We start from the raw sequence: 13,381 nt of genomic DNA on the forward strand, positions 1-13,381 counted from the left end.
CTCGGCTACCACCCACTTCGTGGGACGTACCACCGGCGGCATTGCCGGTGGCGTCGGCGCGGGCTTTGTGTACGGGTTGATTGCCGGCTCGGAGACCGGCCCAGGTGCCCTGGTAACCGGCCTGGTGGGCGGCGTGGTCGGTGGGTTCGCAGGGGAGCACTGGGCGCAGCAGGAAGACAAGAAGACCGTCTACACCCAGGTGGACCGCAGTGGCAACGAATGGAGCCGTGACCCGGAAAAGCCCGATAGCCCTTGGGCCCGCACGGTGATTGCGCCCACGCCCGAAGGTGGCTTCCGCGAATCGCGGATGGTCGCCGGCGGGCGGCTGGTGGACGAGCTGAACTACAAATCGGCCAACGATGCCTATTCGCTGGGCCTGGCCAACCTGCCCGCGCCAAGAGATCCATTCCGCATCGATGCCAGTGGGGGACGTACCCCGCCGCCGGAGCCGTTTGAAACCAGCCGGCACTACGTGCGCAACCCGCAGAATGGCGAATGGCATCTCTCCATCCATGAGGTGATTGATGGGCGCATTCCGGTCGACCGCACGGTGGCGGTAAGCCCGGAACAGTCGGTGCAGCTGGAGGTGGACTCACTGCGCATCACTGCCCAGAACGCCGCCAACACGCCCGAAGCACTCACCGCCCGCTACCAGGTAGCGTATGAGCAATACGGCTGGCGCGACTTCGCCAACATTGAACCCATACCGGAGGTGATCACCAACGCCCAGACCCAGCCGCTGCCGTTGATGGCCTCGGACGGCCACCCCTACACGCTGGGCGGCGATGGCCAGTGGACAACCCCCGGCACGCTCTACGGCACCAACACCGCTGAAGGAAACCTGCAGGAAGAGCTGAACCGCACTCGCCAGAGCCAGGAGGCGGGCGTGCAAGACCTCTTCACCATGGCCCAGATTGCCCGCGACAATCCCACCCCCACCGAGTTGGGCCTGCGCGGCCAGGTGATGTCGGGCTACCGGGCCGCCGGCATTGCCCGCACGCCCGAAGAGATTGACGCCGCCGTGGACGCGGTGACCCAGGACCACGCACGCGACATGCTCGAGCGCATGCCGTACTACCTGCAGGTGGAGAAGGATGGTTCGTTGGTTGCCCTGGCCGGCAAGGATGACGAGCCGATGGAGATCAAATCCGTAACCACCCAGGAAGAGATTGCACAGGCACAGGCCCGCCGCGCAGCTGCTCAGCAGGCGCAGCCACCGGCCAACGTGATGCCCACTGTCCCCGGTACGCCTGCGCCCGCACCGAGCGCACCTGTGCCGCACGGCACTGCGCCTGCCACGCAGGACAAGGTTGACGTTGATCGCCGCCACGGCATGGCCCCGCGCCCGGAAGACGCCGGCTTGGTGGAGCAGTTGCGCTCCTCTGTGGTCAGGCTGGATGAAAGGCACAACAAGCCGTGGGACAGCAGCAGTGATCGCCTGCTGGCGAGCGCTTACCGGATTGCGGCCGAAGCCGGGTTCGAGCCCGGCGACAGGGTCGACATGGCGTTGAGTGAAGCGACCGAAACACGCACCGCCGGCAGCACCCTGTTCGTGATGCGTTCCGGGCCAGGTGCGTCGCCGGACCCGGCGGCAAACCGGGCGCATATGCCGACGCAGGAGGCGTTGGCGGCCGCGCCCGAGCAGCAGTATGCGGCGGCCAACCAGAGCCGGGCGTCGCAGCAACAGGATCGTGTGCAGGAAGTGGCGCAAGCGCAGACCCAGGACCAGCAGCAGGAGGAGCAGACGCGGCAAGGGCCGAGAATGGCGTGACGCCGATGTTCGACCAAACCCACCACGGTGTAAGACCCATTTCCATGCGCAATCCGCGCTGCCAGCCATGCCCCAGTCCAGGCGTCCTCAGCGGCCGGCGGACGCTTCCGGCACCTTGCCCGGGAATGCCACCAGCGCGGCCACCTGGCAGTACTCCACCGCGGCCATGAACGTGGTCGGCACGTGGTCCTCGGTCTGCTGCACGGTGCGCATGCTGTCGATCGGTTCCACGATCGCCGGGAAGTCCTTGCTCTGTTCGTCCACGACGCGGTTGAGCCGGTCGATCAGCGGGCTCTTGTAGTCGAAGCCGGGGGCGACGATGCACAGCTGCGTGCCCGGGCGTGCGGCAATCTCACGCATGGCGGTTTCGAACGCGTCGGCGTTCGCGTCGTCGTCGGCCTGGAGTTCCAGATTGGCCGACTCGCCGGTCACCCGGTAATACACGCTGCCGGGCCGAAACAGGAACGTGTAGAGGTGCGCGCCCTCGACCTTGCCGGTCTGCGGCGAGCGCTGCCGCTGGCGTTCGCTGCGCAGCGGGGTGGAACCGCCGTCTGCCAGCAGTTGCCGCGCGGTGATGCCGCAGCCCTGGCCGTCGGTGCCGAAGGAGACTTCGTAGTCGGTGCCCGGCTCGGCGGTGAAGGACAGCGACGGGCCCGGCGCGAAGCGCAGCGCATCGCGCGATTGCCCGGCGCTCGCCGCGACGGGAACGCAGCGGCGGTTGTAGCCCTGGAAGTTGGCCGTGACCGAGATCCGTTGGCCCGGTACCAGCGCCACCTCGCGGTAGAACGGCTTGGCACCGAAGCCGGTGTTCTCGTTCAAGGTGCGCGTGGCGAACGAGGCGGGCATGCCGATGGCCACGTTCTCGTTCTTGCGGGCCATGGAGAACAGCGCGCCCACCGGGGTGATGCTGTGGGCCGACTTGCCTTCCACCCTGACCAGCTCGCCCTTGTCCGAGGTGCCGATGGCGGCGGTATACAGCGACAGGTTCACCAGATTGCTGCCGAACAGGCGGATGCGCGGCGGTTGCTGGAGGTTGGGCGTGGTCACCGCAGGGGTGGGGGCATCCTCGGCCAGGGCCGGGAGTGCGGGCGCCAACCAAAGCGCGAGCAGCGCGAGGCGAGGGGTCATGGGGATCTCCGTGTCGGTCCAGGCGCCTCATGCGCCGTCTGGCAGGGAGTAGCGGCCGTGGGAAAGGGATCTTGAGCGCGGATGGATCTTGCGCCCCTATCCCTAACGCTGTTAGATTCGCCCCCTAACACCGTTAGGCAGGTCCGACAGTGCGTCAACCGATCGCGCGCGAAAACATCGTCGAGGCGGCCTTCCGGATCCTCGACGAGGCCGGCCTGGAGGGCATTACCCTGCGCAAGGTGGCCTGTTCGCTGGGCATCCGCGCGCCTTCGCTGTACTGGCACTTCAAGAGCAAGCAGGCGCTGATCGATGCCATGGCCGACGCCATGATCGGCGACGTCGCCCGTGAGATGCCGGCCGGTCAGCCGTGGCGGGACAGCCTGCTGCAGATCGCGCGCGAGTTCCGGCGGGCGTTCAAGGCGCGGCGCGATGGTGCGCGTGTCTACGCCGGCACTTTCCTGGCCACCGAGAACGTGCTGCGGGTGGGCGAGGCCAGCATCGCCGCCCTGGTCGGCGCCGGTGCGCCGGCGCGCTTTGCCGCGACCACCTCGATGGACCTGGTGTATTACACGATGGGCTTTGTCATCGAAGAACAGTCGTGGCCTGGCGACGGCAGCATGGAGGCGCTGGGCGAGGCGTTCATGGCGCTGGCCGAGCAACGTTTTCCGCATTGCTGGCTTGCCCGTGATGTGTGGAGCGAGGTCGATTTCGACACGCGCTTCGAACAGGGGCTGGGCCTGATGCTGGATGGCATCGCACTGCGCCTGTCCCACGACGCCTGATTCCGTCCTCTCAATTTCCCCGCTGTTCCGACCCGGAAAGCCTCTCGATGCGTGCAACCCACTTCCGACGTTTCTCCCTGATCCTGGTTGCCGCGCTGCTTACCGCGTGCGGCGGCAAGGACGACAAGGCCACCGCCGATGCAACGGCCGCCAGTTCGGCACTGCCGGTATCGCTGGCACCGGCGCAGCAGCAGACCATGGCGCGCACGGTGCTGGTCTCCGGGCCGGTCACCGCCTACGAAGAAATGCAGCTGGGCGTGGAGATCAGCGGCCAGCGCGTGACCGCATTGCCGGTGGACGTGGGCCAGTGGGTCAAGCAGGGGCAGGTGCTGCTGCAGGTGGACCACCGCACCCTGGACAGCGAGCTGGCGCAGGCCGATGCCTCGCTGCGGCAGGCGCAGGCTTCGCAGGAACTGGCGCGCATGAATTACGAGCGCAGCGCCAAGCTCGCCGCGCAGCAGTTGATCAGCGCCAGCAGCCTGGATGAGTTGCGCGCCTCACGCATCAATGCCGAAGCGCAGACCTCCACCGCACGTGCCGCGCGCGACGCGGCCAAACTGCGCCGCGATTTCGCCGACCTGCGCGCACCGGCCGACGGCCTGATTTCCAAGCGCCTGGTGCAGCCGGGTCAGGTGGTATCCGCCGGCACGGAACTGCTGCGCCTGATCCGCGATGGTCGCCTGGAGTGGCGCGCGGAGCTGCCGGAAAACCAGCTGGCCGATGTGGCCGTTGGCAACACCGTCGAGCTGCAGTACGCAGGCCAGGTGGTCAGCGGTCGCATCCGGGCGGTGACGCCGGGTGTTGATGGGCAGACCCGTACCGGCACCATCTACGCCGACCTGCCCGCGCCCGGCCCGCTCAAGCAGGGCATCTTCGTGGACGGTCGCATCGTCACCGGCGACGGCCCGGTGCTGACCATTCCGACGGCGGCGATCGTGCAGCGCGACGGCCACAACTACGTGTTCACCGTGAACGACAAACAGCAGGCGACGCGCCACCGCGTCGGCACCGGCCAGGCCGTGCAGGGMCGCACCGCGATCCTGGACGGGCTCAAGGCCGGCGACCAGGTCGTGGTGGACGGCGCCGGCTTCCTCGGTGAGGGCGACCGCGTGCGCGTGGTGACCGCGACCAAGGCAGCCGCGCGATGAACATCTCTGCCTGGGCGATCAAACGCCCGCTCCCTGCGCTGCTGATCTTCTTCGTGCTGTGCGTGGCCGGCCTGTGGGGTTTCCATCAGCTGCCGGTGGCGCGCTTCCCCGACATCGCCTTCCCGATGACCACCGTGACCGTCACCCAGCCGGGGGCATCGCCGAGCCAGCTGGAGGCCGAGGTCACCCGCAAGGTCGAGGACTCGGTGGCGACGGTCAACAACGTCAAGCGCGTGATGTCCTCGGTCACCGAAGGCGTCAGCACCACCACCATCGAGTTCCAGCTCGAGGCCGACCTGGCCACCGCGCTGGACGACACGCGCGATGCAGTCACCCGCATCCGCACCGATCTGCCGCAGGACATCCAGGAGCCGGTGATCTCCAAGGTCGATATCGGCGGTTCGCYGATGACCTACGCGCTGGTCGCTCCGCACATGACCACCGATGAGGCCAGCTGGTTCGTCGACCGCGACATTTCGCGCGCCATGTATGGCGTACCCGGGGTTGCGCGGGTCACCCGCGTCGGCGGCGTGCAGCGCCAGGTGCGGGTGGACCTGGACCCCAACGCGCTGATCGCCATGGGCATCACCGCCGGCGACGTGTCCCAGCAGCTGGCCCGCATCCAGGTCGAGCGTGCCGGTGGCAAGACCGAGGTCGAGGGCGCGCAGCAGACCATCCGCACGCTGGGCACCGTCGGTGACGCGCAGGCGCTGCGCGACTACTCCATCGCGCTGCCGGACGGGCGTGCGGTACGGCTGTCCACGCTGGCCACCGTGACCGACGCCGCCGCCGATCCGACCGAGGCCGCGCTGCTGGACGGCAAGGGCGTGGTGGCGTTCTCGATGTCGCGCACGCGCGGCTCCAGCGAGGTCAAGGTGGAAGCCGGTGTGCATGACGCACTGGACAAGATCAAGGCCGAGCACCCCGGTATCGACTTCCGCCTGGTCACCACCGCCATCGATGAGACCCACCGCTCCTACGATTCGTCGATGACCATGCTCTGGGAGGGCGCGCTGCTGGCACTGCTGGTGGTGTGGTTGTTCCTGCGCGACTGGCGCGCGACCTGGGTGTCCGCGCTGGCGCTGCCGCTGTCGATCATCCCGACCTTCGCGGTGATGTACTTCTTCGGCTTCACCCTCAACATCATCACGCTGCTGGCGCTGTCGGTGGTGGTCGGCATCCTGGTGGACGATGCGATCGTGGAGATCGAGAACATCGTGCGCCACCTGCGCATGGGCAAGCCACCGCTGGAGGCCGCGCGCGAAGCGGCCGGCGAGATCGGCAACGCGGTGATCGCCACCTCGCTGACGCTGGCGGCGGTGTTCGTGCCGGTGGCGTTCATGCCCGGCATCGCCGGCAAGTTCTTCCGCGAGTTCGGCTGGACCGCGGCCACCGCAGTGTTGTTCTCGCTGCTGGTCGCCCGCCTGCTCACGCCGATGATGGCCGCCTACCTGCTCAAGCCGCATGGCGAGGAAAAGCCGGAATCCCGGCTGATGACCTGGTACCTGGGCTGGGTGGACGCCGCGCTGCACCATCGTGGCCGCACGCTGTGGGTGGCCACCGGTCTGTTCGTGGCCTCGCTGGCGCTGGTGCCGTTCATCCCGGCCACCTTCATCCCGCAGTCCGACCTGGGACGCAGCAACCTCAACCTCGAGCTGCCGCCGGGCACGCGCCTGCAGGAGACCGTGGCCGTGGCCGAGCACGCACGCGCACTGCTCAAGGACATTCCCGAACTCAAGCAGGTCTACACCGCCGTCGGCAGCGTGCTCGACCTGGGCGACCCCGGCGCGACCGGTGTCGGTGAACCGCGCAAGGCCACGCTGGTGCTCGACTGGGGCACCACCGATACGCGGGAGCGCGACCAGCGCGTGCTCGAACGCGAGGCACGCAAGCGCCTGGCCGACCTGCCCGGCGTGCGCGTGAGCTACGTCAGTTCCGAGCCGGGCAACCTGCTGCAGCTGGTGCTCTCCGGTGACGACCCGCAACGCCTGCAGGACGCCTCCACCGCGCTGGAGCGCGATCTGCGCGGCATCCAGGGCCTGGGTAGCGTCACCTCGACGGCGTCGCTGCTGCGCCCGGAAATCCAGATCGTGCCCAATGCCGCGCGCGCTGCCGACTTGGGCGTGGCCACGGCCGACATCGCCGAAGCGGCGCGCATCGCCACCGCCGGCGATTACGAGCAGCGCCTGGCCAAGCTCAACCTGCCCGATCGCCAGGTGCCGATCCGGGTCGGCTTCGCCGAAGCCACGCTGGCCAACCCGGGCCTGATCAGCCAGCTGCGCGTGCCCGGCCGCTACGGCCCGGTGCCGCTGGCGGCCGTGGCCGACATCCGGCAGGGCAGTGGTCCCTCGCAGATCTCGCGCTACCAGCGCCAGCGCAACGTCACCCTTACCGCCGAACTCAACGGTCGCCCGTTGGGCGATGTGATGACCGAAGTACAGGCACTGCCGAGCGTCAAGCAGCTGCCGCCGGGCGTGACCTTCCTCAACACCGGCGATGCCGAAGTCTTCGTCGAACTGTTCATCGGTTTCATGCTGGCGATGGCGGCCGGGTTGATCTGCATCTACATGGTGCTGTTGCTGCTGTTCAACCACGCGCTGATGCCGATCACCATCCTCGCCGCGGTGCCGCTGTGTGCCGGTGGTGCATTCGGCGCGTTGCTGATCACCCAGAACATGCTCTCGCTGCCGGCGCTCATCGGCCTGTTGATGCTGATCGGCATCGCCACCAAGAACTCCATCCTGCTGGTGGATTACGCGGTGATGGCCGAGGACGAACACGGCATGAGCCAGCACGATGCGCTGATCGATGCCTGCCGCAAACGCGCGCAGYCGATCATCATGACCACCCTGGCGATGGGCGCGGGCATGATGCCGATCGCGTTGGGGTTTGCCGGCGACTCCAGCTTCCGTGCACCGATGGCCATTGCGGTGATCGGTGGCCTGATCACCTCCACGCTGCTCAGCCTGATCGTGATTCCGGCGGCCTTCACCGTGGTGGATGACCTGGGCAACTGGCTGTCGCGCAAGTTCCATCGTCGCCCGGCGCATCCGGTGGCGTGAGGCGAGCGACAGGCACGGCCTGTGGCGCGCCGCTCGCTTACCCGCGCAGTGCCTCGACCACCAGTGCGAATGCAGGGGAGTGCTGGCGACGGCTCGGGTAGTAGAGATGGTAGCCGGGGAACGGCGGACACCAGTCGGCAAGCACGCGCTRCAGCCGACCGTCCTGCAGGTGCGGCGCGAATTCCTCCTCCGGCAGGAACGCGATGCCCAGCCCGTCCAGCGCGGCCAGCACCATGTGCGGGGAGGAGTTGAAGGTCAGCTGGCCGTCCACGCGCACCTTGATCTCGCGGCCACGCCGCTCGAACTCCCACGCGTACAGCCCGCCCAACGTGGGTAGGCGCATGTTGATGCAGCGATGTCGGGTGAGGTCCGAAGGCGCCTTGGGCACACCGTGCTGTTCGAAGTACGCCGGGGTGGCCACCGCCGCCATGCGGATGGCCGGACCGATCGGCACGGCGATCATGTCCTTGTCGATGTTCTCGCCCAGCCGGATGCCGGCATCGAAGCGGTCGGCCACGATATCGCGCAGTGCATAACTGACATCGAACTCGATGCGCACGTCCGGGTAGGTGTGCATCAGCGGCATCAGCCGTGGCAGCAGCAGGGTGCGCAGCGGATGGTCGCCGCTGGTCAGGCGCACGCGTCCGGCTGGCTTGTCGCGCAGTTCGGTCAACGCATCCAGCTCCGATTCGATCTCATCGAAGCGATGACCAATCGCGGCCAGCAGCCGCTCGCCGGCCACGGTGACCGACACGCTGCGCGTGGTCCGGGTCAGCAGCCGGATCTGCAGGCGCTCTTCGAGCAGCTTGATTGCCTGGCTGAGCGCGGACTGGCTCACCCCCAGTACCCCGGCGGCACGGGTGAAGCTGCCTTCGCGCGCGACAGTGATGAAGGCGAGCAGGTCGTTGAGGGTGCGTCTGGCCATGCCGCAGTGTGCCACGGCGATTGATAAGCCTGGGTAATAGACCCATCCGTGATTGGACGTCTTATCGGGAGGAAGCCTGCCCCCGACAATGCCCCACCGAGATCGCCGATCCGCGGAGTTCCCCGATGAAGAAGATTCTGCTGCTGGCCGCGTTGCTGGCCAGCCCGCCGCTTGCCACTGGAGCCGACATGTCCCACGGAGCCGACAACTTCTATACCAGCGCGGCCGTGGCCGTGCAGAAGGTCACGTTCAACAACCAGTACGGGATGCGCGTAACCGGCAGCCTGTTCCTGCCGCGCGGGATGGACCGCACCACGCCGCATGCTGCGCTCGTGGTCGGTCACCCGATGGGCGCGGTAAAGGAGCAGTCCTCGACGCTGTATGCCACCAAGCTGGCCGAGCAGGGCTTTGTCACCCTGGCCATCGACCTGTCGTTCTGGGGCGAAAGCGGCGGTGAGCCGCGCAATGCGGTTTCACCGGACATCTACGCCGAAGACTTCAGCGCGGCAGTGGATTACCTGCGCAGCCAGTCCTTCGTCGACAGGGACCGGATCGGCGCGCTCGGCATCTGTGGCAGTGGCAGCTTCGTGATCAGTGCCGCCAAGATCGACCCGCGCATCCGCGCCGTGGCGACGGTGAGCATGTATGACATGGGCGCGGCCAACCGCGATGGCTTGGGCCACGCGGTCACGCTGCAGCAGCGGCGCGCGGTGATCGCCGCGGCAGCCGAGCAGCGCGACGTGGAGTTCGCCGGCGGCCCGACCCGCTACACCAGTGGCTCGGTCCACCACATTGATGCAACGTCCTCGCCCATCGAGCGTGAGTTCTTCGACTTTTATCGCACCCCTCGCGGTGAGTTCACGCCGGCGGGAACGACCCCGCAGCTCACCACCCACCCGACGTTGACCAGCAACGTGAAGTTCATGAACTTCTACCCGTTCAACGACATCGAGACCATCTCGCCGCGGCCGATGCTGTTCATCGCCGGCAGCCAGGCGCATTCGCGCGAGTTCAGTGAAGCGGCCTACGAACTTGCCGGCCAGCCCAAGGAGTTGCTCATCGTTCCCGATGCGGGCCACGTCGATCTGTACGATCGGGTCGAACGGATTCCGTTCGCTCGTTTGACGGCGTTCTTCCGGACCAACCTGCAGTGAGTGGCCCTGCATCCAGTCACACGGCAGCGGTCGCCCCCGTCGTCGCGGCGGCGACCGCGCGGCAGTGGGGGGCGGTGTTCGCGTTGTCGCTGGCCGCCTTCGCACTGGTGGCCTCGGAGTTCATGCCGGTCAGCCTGCTCACCTCCATCGCAAGCGATCTGCATGTCAGTGACGGCCAGGCAGGTCGGGCCATCGGCGTGTCCGGTGCGTTCGCCCTGGTCACCAGCCTGCTGGTGTCGCCGTTGGCCGGTCGACTGGACCGCAAATGGCTGCTGCTGGGCCTGACGTTGGCGATGATGCTGTCGGCCACGCTGGCTGCCCTGGCGCCCACCTACCCGATATTCATGCTGGGCCGCGCGCTGGTCGGCGTGGCCATCGGTGGGTTCTGGGCGATGTCGGCGGCCACCGCGATGCGCCTGGTGCCGGCCCACCAGGTGCCGCGTGCACTGGCCATCGTCAATGGCGGCAATGCGCTGGCAACGGTGATCGCCGCGCCGTTGGGCAGCTGGATCGGGGCGATGGTTGGCTGGCGCGGGGCGTTCCTGGCGCTGGTGCCGGTGGCGCTGATCGCGCTGGTGTGGAAGTTCCTCGCACTGCCTTCCATGCGTGCCGATGGGCATCGCGCGTCGTGGAATGTGTTCGTGCTGCTCAAGCGCCCGCCGGTGGCCTGGGGCATGCTCGCGGCCAGTCTGTTCTTCATGGGCCAGTTCTCGCTGTTCACCTACCTGCGGCCCTACCTGGAAACCCAGACCGGCGTGCCGGTGGGAACGCTGTCGTTGCTGCTGCTGCTGATGGGGGCAGCCGGCCTGGTCGGTACCTTCATGATCGAGCCGTTCGCGCGGCGTCGCCTGCAGGTGACGCTGATCGCGCTGCCACTGTTGATGGCCGTGCTCGCCGGGGTCCTGGCCGGCCCCGGCCGCGGCCTCGCCCCGACCGCCGCGTTGCTTGCCCTGTGGGGACTGCTTGGCACCGCCGCGCCGGTGGCCTGGTGGACCTGGCTGGCGCGCACGCTCCCCGAGGACGGCGAGGCGGCCGGCGGGCTGATGGTGGCGGTCGTGCAACTGGCGATTGCCGTCGGTGCCACCGTCGGCGGGCTTCTGTTCGACCAGGCCGGCCACCGTCCGACCTTCCTGGCCAGCGCAGCCCTGCTACTGGCGTCGATGGCTGCCGCGTGCCTGGCGGCGGTCGCTGCACGAGGCAGCGTCGCGCAGCACTGACCCGATCAGGCAGCCGATCGGGTCTGGTCGCCCGCCGCCGTCCATGCCCGCAGCCCCATCACCGCCAACCCGACGAACACCAGGTAAAGCCCGGCGGTCACGTCCAGCGATTTGACCAGGTACATGCCGACGTAGACGACGTCCACGAAAATCCACAGCCACCACGTGGCGATGTGCCGGCGCGCCTGCCACCACTGCGCCACCAGGCTGAGCGCGGCGAGCATCGCATCCAGCCAGGGCAGCGCGGCACCGGTCCAGGTGTGCATCACCGCACCGAGCGCGATGCCGAACACCACGCCGATGCCCAGATCGCGCAGCAGCTGCGCGCGTGCCAGCGGCGCAATCACGATCGCGCCGTCCTCCTGTGCGTGCCGGCGCCAGCTGAGCCAGCCGTACAGCAGGAACCCACCGAACACGACCTGCAGCAGCGTATCCGAGTAGAGTTTCGCCTCGGCGAAGACCACGCCATACAGTGCCACCGCCACCAGCCCGACCGGCCATGCCAGCATCCGCCGGCGTGCCATCAGCCACACGCCGAGCAGGCTGGCAACGACCGCCGACCACTCCAGGATCGCCGCGGCGTTCATAGCCCGAACGTCACCGACAGGCGCGCCTGGCGCGGCGCACCGGCGAACAGGTAGTAATCACCGGCACTGCTGCCCGTATCGCGCCAGTAGAAGCGGTCGAACACGTTGTCCACCGACAGGTTCCAGGTCACCGGGTGCGCGCGCAGGTCATGTTTGAAGCGCAGGCCGAGGTCGACCACGTGGTAGCCCGGTGCGCGCACATCGCCATCGACCGTAGCCACGTTGGACGACGCATAACGCCAGCCGCCGGTGACCGACAGCCCATTGGCGAAAGGCAACGCGTAATCGGCATGCACGCTGGCGCGCACCTTGGGCACGTTGACCAACGGATGGCCTTCGTAGAACGCGGTGCCGGTATCGCGCGCGCGCGCCTGCAGCGCGCTGACGCTGGCAGTGAGCACGAGCCCTTCGGCGACGCGACCGTTGGCCGTCAACTCCAGCCCGGTGTGGGTCTGCTGGCCCTCGGCGACGAAGGTGTAGCCGGCATCGCTGCCGTCGGGCCTGGCGTACTGGAACGGCTGCGAGGTACGGAACACCGCTGCGCCCAGGGTCAGCGCATCGGTGGCGGCGTACTTGACGCCCACCTCGGTCTGGCGCGACAGCACCGGCGCCAGGTACGCACCGTCGTTGGAGGTCCAGAACGGCGCCTCCTGGCCGAGCGCAATGCCGCGCACGTAGCTGGCGTAGACGTTCACCGCATCGGTGGCCTTCCACACCAGTGCGGTCTGCGGCAGGAAACGCGACAGCGTGCTGTGGCGCTCGGGATTGCCGCGCTTGTCGAAGGCGCGCTCGTCCAGGCGCACGAAGCGACCGCCGGCCAGCCACTGCCAGTCATTGCCCACCTGCATCCGGTCGAGCACGAACACGGCGGTCTGCGCGCTGTCCAGGCGGCGGACCGACGGGCCGGGCTGCAGCGGCGACGGTGCGAACACCGGCACGCGCGTGTCATTGATGTTGGCGGTGCCGACGTACTCGTTGACGTTGCGGCGCTTGTCCACCGTGCGTTCGAAACGATCCACGCCGAGGGTGAGGTCGTGGCCCACGCGCCCGGTGTCGAAGCTGCCGCGCAGCTCGGCGCGCCCCTCGAGGTTGCGACGGGTGTCGTCAGGGCTGCGGTAATCGTAGATGTCGTAGTCGCCATTGGGGGCGAAGTAGTTGCCCGGCACACTGCCGTCGGCACATTGCGCGGCGTAATAGCAGCCGTAGGCGAAGGCCACGTTGTCATCGATCACCGAACGGCTGTAGCTGGCCGACACGCGTGTCTGCCACTGCGCGTTGATCTGGAAGGTATGCAGGGCAGTAAGGTTCGTGCTGTCGATGCCGACCGGCTGCTGCCACGGCTGGTAGCCGAGCATGCGGGTGCGGTCCACGCTGCGGGGCAGCGTGGTTGCGCCGAGTAGCTGGTAACCGGAGGCCGAGCGCTGCGCGCTGGTCTGGTAGCTGGCATCCACCTCGAGCCTGCTGCGGTCGCTGATCAGCCAGTCGGTGGCCAGCGCATAGAAGTTGYGGCGGCCGTCGGCATGGTCGATGTACGACGTGCTGTCATCCCACGCCGCGTTCAGGCGCACGCCGAAGCGCGGCGTCAGCCAATGGCCGACATCCACCGC

General features: G+C 68.0%; 10 protein-coding genes. 6 read left to right on the forward strand and 4 right to left on the reverse strand.

Annotated features, from left to right (window positions below; genetic code table 11):
* Positions 1-1,771, forward strand: a 1,771-nt coding sequence (locus AC1DQP_RS08550) for an XVIPCD domain-containing protein (RefSeq protein WP_478051417.1), incomplete at its 5' end; no start/stop codon positions are given.
* Positions 1,772-1,858: 87 nt separating this feature from the next.
* On the opposite strand, the gene AC1DQP_RS08555 is transcribed toward AC1DQP_RS08550, so the two are convergent.
* Positions 1,859-2,899: a hypothetical protein gene (locus tag AC1DQP_RS08555; protein ID WP_457318377.1), complete on the reverse strand. Its 1,041-nt coding sequence runs from the start codon at positions 2,897-2,899 to the stop codon at positions 1,859-1,861.
* A gap of 149 nt (positions 2,900-3,048) precedes the next feature.
* Here AC1DQP_RS08555 and AC1DQP_RS08560 point away from each other — a divergent pair, with 149 nt between their 5' ends.
* The 3 genes from AC1DQP_RS08560 to AC1DQP_RS08570 are packed head-to-tail and all read left to right on the forward strand — an operon-like array spanning position 3,049 to position 7,891.
* Positions 3,049-3,681: a TetR/AcrR family transcriptional regulator C-terminal domain-containing protein gene (locus AC1DQP_RS08560; protein WP_457318378.1), complete on the forward strand. Its 633-nt coding sequence runs from the start codon at positions 3,049-3,051 to the stop codon at positions 3,679-3,681.
* A 47-nt stretch (positions 3,682-3,728) separates the two neighbouring features.
* A complete protein-coding gene (locus AC1DQP_RS08565; RefSeq protein WP_457318379.1) occupies positions 3,729-4,829 on the forward strand; it encodes an efflux RND transporter periplasmic adaptor subunit in 1,101 nt (366 codons plus the stop codon).
* Positions 4,826-7,891, forward strand: coding sequence for an efflux RND transporter permease subunit (locus tag AC1DQP_RS08570; protein WP_478051418.1), 3,066 nt, complete (start codon positions 4,826-4,828; stop codon positions 7,889-7,891). Before AC1DQP_RS08565 ends, AC1DQP_RS08570 begins: the two co-directional genes overlap by 4 nt.
* A 37-nt stretch (positions 7,892-7,928) precedes the next feature.
* On the opposite strand, the gene AC1DQP_RS08575 is transcribed toward AC1DQP_RS08570, so the two are convergent.
* Positions 7,929-8,816, reverse strand: a complete 888-nt coding sequence (locus AC1DQP_RS08575; RefSeq protein ID WP_478051419.1) for a LysR family transcriptional regulator — start codon at positions 8,814-8,816, stop codon at positions 7,929-7,931.
* A 125-nt stretch (positions 8,817-8,941) separates the two neighbouring features.
* On the opposite strand from AC1DQP_RS08575, the gene AC1DQP_RS08580 reads away from it, so the two are divergent.
* Entirely contained in the window at positions 8,942-9,970 is a 1,029-nt protein-coding gene (locus AC1DQP_RS08580) for an alpha/beta hydrolase (protein ID WP_457318381.1), read from the forward strand.
* Complete coding sequence (locus AC1DQP_RS08585) at positions 9,967-11,187, forward strand: MFS transporter (RefSeq protein ID WP_457318382.1); 1,221 nt, start codon at positions 9,967-9,969, stop codon at positions 11,185-11,187. Before AC1DQP_RS08580 ends, AC1DQP_RS08585 begins: the two co-directional genes overlap by 4 nt.
* Before the next feature lie 5 nt (positions 11,188-11,192).
* On the opposite strand, the gene pnuC is transcribed toward AC1DQP_RS08585, so the two are convergent.
* Together pnuC and AC1DQP_RS08595 are read right to left on the reverse strand one after the other, a co-directional pair.
* Entirely contained in the window at positions 11,193-11,774 is a 582-nt protein-coding gene (pnuC, locus tag AC1DQP_RS08590) for a nicotinamide riboside transporter PnuC (protein ID WP_256775289.1), read from the reverse strand.
* The coding region (locus AC1DQP_RS08595) for a TonB-dependent siderophore receptor (RefSeq protein ID WP_478051420.1) at positions 11,771-13,381 on the reverse strand (1,611 nt) is incomplete at its 5' end. The genes pnuC and AC1DQP_RS08595, both read right to left, overlap by 4 nt.

The organism is Stenotrophomonas sp. P5_A8 (genome assembly GCF_056400545.1).

Coding starts and splice junctions, on each gene's coding strand:
- AC1DQP_RS08555 (WP_457318377.1), bottom strand. CDS start 2,899: ATGACCCCTCGCCTCGCGCTGCTCGCGCTTTGGTTGGCGCCCGCACTC.
- AC1DQP_RS08580 (WP_457318381.1), top strand. CDS start 8,942: ATGAAGAAGATTCTGCTGCTGGCCGCGTTGCTGGCCAGCCCGCCGCTT.
- pnuC (WP_256775289.1), bottom strand. CDS start 11,774: ATGAACGCCGCGGCGATCCTGGAGTGGTCGGCGGTCGTTGCCAGCCTG.